General features: G+C 75.0%; 5 protein-coding genes and 2 pseudogenes. 3 read left to right on the forward strand and 4 right to left on the reverse strand.

The genetic code is table 11. The features are described 5' to 3' along the window. A pseudogene (locus tag ACLIYP_RS28885) lies at positions 1-191 on the forward strand (phosphatase PAP2 family protein); the annotation flags it as partial. On the opposite strand, the gene ACLIYP_RS28890 reads toward ACLIYP_RS28885, so the two are convergent. Then, positions 188-850: a DUF4190 domain-containing protein gene (locus tag ACLIYP_RS28890; protein ID WP_412716042.1), complete on the reverse strand. Its 663-nt coding sequence runs from the start codon at positions 848-850 to the stop codon at positions 188-190. The pseudogene ACLIYP_RS28885 and the gene ACLIYP_RS28890 sit on opposite strands and share 4 nt — an antisense overlap. A gap of 97 nt (positions 851-947) precedes the next feature. Between ACLIYP_RS28890 and ACLIYP_RS28895 the strand changes: the two genes are divergently transcribed. Next, positions 948-1,985 carry an adenosine deaminase gene (locus ACLIYP_RS28895; protein WP_412716043.1) on the forward strand — a complete coding sequence of 346 codons (1,038 nt, stop codon included), beginning with the start codon at positions 948-950 and terminating at the stop codon, positions 1,983-1,985. A gap of 82 nt (positions 1,986-2,067) precedes the next feature. Here ACLIYP_RS28895 and ACLIYP_RS28900 read toward each other — a convergent pair whose 3' ends face one another. Further along, positions 2,068-3,516, reverse strand: a complete 1,449-nt coding sequence (locus tag ACLIYP_RS28900) for a gamma-aminobutyraldehyde dehydrogenase (protein WP_412716044.1) — start codon at positions 3,514-3,516, stop codon at positions 2,068-2,070. 294 nt (positions 3,517-3,810) lie between these two features. Between ACLIYP_RS28900 and ACLIYP_RS28905 the strand changes: the two genes are divergently transcribed. Then, entirely contained in the window at positions 3,811-4,560 is a 750-nt protein-coding gene (locus ACLIYP_RS28905) for an ABC transporter ATP-binding protein (protein ID WP_412716045.1), read from the forward strand. On the opposite strand, the gene ACLIYP_RS28910 is transcribed toward ACLIYP_RS28905, so the two are convergent. Then, entirely contained in the window at positions 4,557-5,102 is a 546-nt protein-coding gene (locus tag ACLIYP_RS28910) for a hypothetical protein (RefSeq protein WP_412716046.1), read from the reverse strand. The two genes, ACLIYP_RS28905 and ACLIYP_RS28910, sit on opposite strands and share 4 nt — an antisense overlap. Positions 5,103-5,392: 290 nt before the next feature. Further along, positions 5,393-5,522, reverse strand: a pseudogene (locus tag ACLIYP_RS28915) (GDP-L-fucose synthase); the annotation flags it as partial.

Raw genomic sequence — 5,522 nt, forward strand, 5'->3', positions numbered from 1 at the left:
CGCTGCCGGCGGCGGCCGCGCTGGTGTGCGCCGCCGTGGGCGCGGGGCTGGTGTGGCGGGGGTACCACTGGCCGCTGGACGTGCTGGGCAGCTGGTGCCTGGGCGTGCCGCTGCTGGCCGCCGTCCTCGCCGTCTCGGGCGGGTCGGGCGGGTCAGAGCGGCACCGCCCCGACCCGCCCGACGGTTCCTAGGCCGCCCCGGCGGGCAGGCCGTGGCCGCCGGGGCCGGGCATCCGGTCCAGCACCTGGGTGTGGTTGGTGTCCTCGTGCCAGGAGTCCTCCTCCGCCGGGTCGAACCGGTCGATGCCGAGGAAGAACCAGGTGGCCAGCGCGATGATCACGGCCGAGATCACGAAGGAGACCACTCCGAGGACGAGTCCGGCCGTCGCCTGGCCGCTGCCGTACGCCTCGCCCCGCTTGATCCTGCGGCGCGCCGCGATGCCCAGGCCGATGGCGACGGGGGCGGTGACGACGGCCAGGACCACGCCGTAGAAGGTCGTCACCAGCACCATGCTGACGATGCCGAGGACCATCGCCGCGGTGCAGATGCCGCTGGTCTGCGGCGGCGGAGGGAGCGGCGCCCAGCCGGGCACCGGCCCCACCGGGCCCGCCGGACCGTATCCGTGGCCGGGCTGGGGCACGGCCCCCGGCCACGGGCCGCCGTACGCGTGCCCCTGCCCGTAGCCCTGCCCGTAGCCCTGCCCGGCCGGCTGCGGCGGTGTCTGCGGCGGCTGCCCGGCCGGCGGCACGAACGCCGTCACGGTCGGCTGGTCGGACGGCGGCGCGCCGGCCTCCTGCCCGCCGGCCTTGCCGAGCGGTACGCCCTCCCCCGGGCCCGGGTTCTCCGGCATGTCCCCTCCTCGTCGCGTGTCCGGCCATCGTAGGTGTGTGTGCGCCTGGCCCGGCCCCCGCCTACCATGGCCGCGCCCCCGTCCACCTGGAGGAATCTTGCCCAGCCCCGGCAGCGGCGATCTGTCCGAGTTCATCGCCGGCCTTCCCAAGGCCGAACTCCACGTCCACCACGTCGGATCGGCCTCCCCCCGCATCGTGGCCGAGCTGGCCGCCCGGCACCCGAACCCCGCGGTCCCGGCCGACGAGGACGCTCTCGCGGAGTTCTTCACCTTCAGTGACTTCGCCCACTTCGTCGAGGTCTACCTGTCCGTGGTGGACCTGGTCCGCGACGCCGAGGACGTCCGGCTGCTGACCTACGAGGTCGCCCGGGACATGTCCCGCCAGAACATCCGCTACGCCGAGCTGACCGTCACCCCCTACAGCTCGACGCGGCGCGGCATACCCGAGCGCGCCTTCATGGAGGCCATCGAGGACGCCCGCCGGGCCGCGGCCGCCGAGCTGGGCGTCACCCTTCAGTGGTGCTTCGACATCCCCGGCGAGGCGGGGCTGGAGGCCGCCGAGGAGACCGCCCGGCTGGCCTGCGAGCTGCGCCCCGAGGGACTGGTCTCCTTCGGGCTGGGCGGTCCGGAGGTGGGGGTGCCGCGCCCGCAGTTCAAGCCGTACTTCGACCGCGCGATCGCCGAGGGGCTGCACAGCGTCCCGCACGCGGGAGAGACCACCGGGCCGCGGACCGTCTGGGACGCCCTGGACTCCCTGCGCGCCGAGCGCATCGGACACGGCACCAGCTCCGTGCGCGACCCCGAGCTGCTGGCGTACCTGGCAGAGCACCGCATCCCGCTGGAGGTCTGCCCGACCTCCAACGTCGCCACCCGCGCCGTCGCCTCGCTGGACGAGCACCCGATCGCGGAGATGGTCAAGGCGGGGGTGCTGGTCACCGTCAACAGCGACGACCCGCCGATGTTCGGCACCGACCTGTGCACCGAGTACGGGATCGCCGCCCGGCTGCTGGGGCTGGACGCGGCCGGAGTGGCGGAGCTGGCGAAGAACGCGGTGACGGCCTCGTTCGCGCCCGCGCAGGTCAAGTCCTCCCTGACGGCCGAGATCGACGCGTACCTGGCCTCCTGGCCGCGCTGACCGGATCGCCGGCCGGTCCCGTCCCCGCGCCCGGGAGGGGTGCGGGGACGGAGGGCGGCCGGCGATCCGGGTCGCCGGCGTCTCAGAGGGCCGTCATCACGTGCTTGACGCGGGTGTAGTCCTCCAGGCCGTACGCGGAGAGGTCCTTGCCGTAGCCGGACTTCTTGAAGCCGCCGTGCGGCATCTCGGCGACCAGCGGGATGTGGGTGTTGATCCACACGCAGCCGAAGTCCAGCGCCCTGGACATCCGCATCGCGCGGGCGTGGTCCTTGGTCCACACCGAGGACGCCAGGGCGTACTCGACGTCGTTGGCGTACCGCACGGCCTCGGCCTCGTCGGTGAACCTCTGGACGGTGATGACCGGGCCGAAGACCTCGTTCTGGACGATCTCGTCGTCCTGCCGCAGGCCGGAGACCACCGTCGGGGCGAAGAAGTAGCCCCTGTCGCCGACGCGGTGGCCGCCGGTCTCGACCTTGGCGTGGTCGGGCAGGCGCTCGATGAAGCCGGTGACCTTCTCCAGGTGGGTGGGGTTGTTCAGCGGCCCGTAGAAGCAGTCCTCGTCGCCGAGGTCGCCGGTCTTCACCTCGGCGGCGGCCTTGGTGAGGGCCGCGACGAACTCGTCGTGGACCGACTCGTGGACCAGTACGCGGGTGGCCGCGGTGCAGTCCTGGCCGGCGTTGAAGAAGCCGCCGTCGCGGATGCCCTCGACGGCGGCCGGGATGTCGGCGTCCTCGAAGACCACGCAGGGGGCCTTGCCGCCCAGCTCCAGGTGGACCCGCTTGACGTCCTTGGCCGCGCTGCCGGCGACCTCCATGCCCGCGCGGACCGAACCGGTGATGGAGGCCATCGCCGGGACTCGGTGCTCGACCATCAGCCGGCCGGTGTCGCGGTCGCCGCAGACGACGTTGAAGATCCCGGCGGGCAGGTCAAGCTCCTTCAGCACCCCGCCGATGATCTCGGCGAGCAGGACGGTGGAGGCCGGGGTGGTGTCCGACGGCTTGAGGACGACGGTGTTGCCCGCGGCCAGAGCCGGGGCGAACTTCCACACGGCCATCATCATCGGGTAGTTCCACGGCGCGACCTGGGCGCAGACGCCGACCGGCTCGCGCCGCACGAAGGAGGTCATGCCCTCCATGTACTCGCCGGCGGACTTGCCCTCCAGCATGCGGGCGGCACCGGCGAAGAAGCGGATCTGGTCGAGCATCATCGGCAGTTCCTCCTGCCGGGTCAGCTCCAGCGGCTTGCCGGTGTTCTCGCACTCGGCCGCCAGCAGTTCGCCGGCGCGCCGCTCGATCGCGTCGGCGATCTTGAGGACGGCGGTCTGCCGGGTGCCGGGGGTGGCGTCGCGCCAGGCGGGGAAGGCGGCCTCGGCGGCGGCCATGGCCGCGTCGACGTCGGCGGCGGCGGACAGCGGCGCCGTCGCGTACACCTCGCCGGTCGCCGGGTTGACGACCTCGGTGGTGCGCCCGTCGGCGGCGTCCCGGAACTCCCCGTCGATGTAGTTGCGCAGCCGACGCAGTTCGGTGCCCATCTTCGCGCACTCCTGCTCTGTTGTCCGATGAGTGGAACACCCACCCTAACCATCGAAGAACGTGTTGGGCACACCTGCCCGTCCGGGATTTCTTCCGCCTCTGGCACCCGAATGGCGGAAATACTGGGGAGAGCTCCCCGAAGGACCATTCGGAGGAAACTGGGCGGCTCCCGCGCCCGCCGCCACCGCGGCCGCGGCCGCGGTCCGTACCGTGCCAGTGACCGATCCCCCCGGCCCTCGTTGCACGCGGTCAGGGGGAGGCACGACCCAAGGCGAGGAGCGGAGGTGCCCGTCATGGAGACCGCACCCGAGGACCTGCTCCGGGCGCACGGGCTGCACCACGAGTACGAGGGCTCGCCCGCGCTGCTGGACGTGTGCGTCGGGGTCCGCGAGGGCGAGATCCTCTGCGTCACCGGCCCGCGCGGCTGCGGCAAGTCCACGTTGCTGGGCTGCCTGTCGGGACGGCTGGTGCCGGCGCGGGGCGAGGTGTGGTTCGACGGCGTCCCCCTGCACACCCTGCCCGTGCCGGCCCGCGAGCGGCTGCGCCGCGACCGCTTCGGCTGGATCGGCAGCGAACCGCACCTCCTGCCGGAGTTGACGGTGTGGGAGAACGCCGCGCTGCCGCTGCTGCTGTCGGGCGCCGGGCGGCGCCGGGCCCGCCGCACCGCGTGCGAATGGCTGGAGCGGCTGGACGTCGGGTACTGCGCCCGCAGCCGGCCGGGCGCGCTGCTGCAGGCGCAGCGGCAGCGGGTGGCCATCGCCCGCGCGCTGGCCCACTCCCCGGCGGTGGTCTTCGCCGACGAACCGACCGCGCCGCTGCACCAGGCCGATCGCGCCCAGGTGCTGCGCACCCTGACCACCGCGGCCCGCTCGCACGGGATCACGGTGGTGCTGGCCAGCCACGACGCCAGGGTGGCGGGAGTGGCGGACCGCGCGGTCACGCTCGTGGACGGCCGCAGGGTGGGCCCCGACGCCCCGCCGCCCACGGACGCGCCCGTGAGACCCGGTCCGGAGGGCAGGGCAGCGTGCTCGCTCTCCGCCTAGTACGCACCTCCCGTCCCTCCGCGCTGGCACGGCGGGCGCTGGTCGCCTGCACCGCGGGAGCCGTGGGGTTCCTGCTGCTGAGCGCGCTGGGCCATGCCGTCGCACATCCGGAGCGACCCGGAGCGGCGGCGGCCCGGCTGCTGTGGTGCGCGGTGCCGCTGGCCGCCTGTGTGCACCTCGCCGTCACCGCGGTCCGCAGCGACCCGGGCGTACGCCCCAGGGCCGGGCTGGACGCGGTCGGGGTGGGGCCCGCGCGGCTGCCGCTGCTGGCCGCGCTCGCCACGGGCCTGGACTGCGCGCTGGGGTGCGCGCTGGCCGTGCCGGTCTTCCTCCATCTGCGCGGCGGGCTCGGCGGTGCGCTCGGCGGCGCGCTCGGCGGGGCCCTGGACGGGGCGCCGCTGGCCGGGGCGGCGGGTGAGCTGCTGGGTGCCGGGCATCCGCTGCCGCGGGCCGCGGCGCTGACGCTGCTGGCGGTGCCGCCGCTGGCCGCGGCCGGGGCGGGCGCGGTGGCCGCGCGGATGCGGGCGGTGCCCCGCGGCCACCGGCCGGCACCGTCCGCCGCCCTCCCCCACCGGCCGCCGCCGGTGCCCGCCGGGCTTCCCTGGGGGGTGGCGGTCACCGCGACCGGTCTGGCCCTGGAGGCCTACGCCGTCGAGCGGTTGATCGCCTCCGCCGGTCCGCGGCTGCCGCTGCCGGGCCCCCTGGACGCCCTGGGGCCGGGGATCGTGGCCGGCTGGCTGCTGATCGCCGCGGGGCTGGTGCTGGCCGGTCCGGGCCTGGTCCATCTGTGCGGGCTGCTGCTGGCGGTCGGGCGGCCGGGGGTGCTGCGGCTGCTGTCGGGCCGGGTGCTGCGCAGGTACGCGGCGGTGGCGGCGCCGTCGCGCAGGTCGAGTTCGGCGCGGGGGCGGGTCAGCACCTCGTAGCCCCGGGCGGACAGGCGCCGGGCGACGGCGGAGCCGACC

Source organism: Streptomyces nanhaiensis (genome assembly GCF_046614825.1).
Classification (GTDB): Bacteria; Actinomycetota; Actinomycetes; order Streptomycetales; family Streptomycetaceae; genus Streptomyces; species Streptomyces radiopugnans.